Below are 347 nucleotides of genomic sequence, written 5' to 3'. Positions count from 1 at the left end.
TTGAAACTTGAAAAGTTGAAACCTGAAAAGCAGAAGCGTGAAAGTTGGAATTTATCAGTAGAAACTTGAAAAGTTGAAACCTGAAAAGCAGAAACTTGAAAGTTGGAACTTGAAATTTATCAACTGAAATCTGAAAAGCGGAAGCGTGAAAAGTAGAAACTTGAAAAGCAAAAGTGGTATAACTTTGTGGATATTCGCAATTTCGACAAAACAACCGCTCCCCAACACACGCTACAAGCAATTTGGGTATTAGGCTTAATTTGAAGTTGGATTTGTATTTGGATGATTTGGCAAATCCGAAGAATAGGCTTAATTTAGTCCCAAACTGCTTGTAGCGCGAGAACGTT

It is taken from the genome of Flavobacterium restrictum (assembly GCF_007097245.1).
Classification (GTDB): Bacteria; Bacteroidota; Bacteroidia; order Flavobacteriales; family Flavobacteriaceae; genus Flavobacterium; species Flavobacterium restrictum.
The sequence above is the reverse complement of the archived record's forward strand: the minus strand, read 5'-3'. Positions refer to the sequence as shown.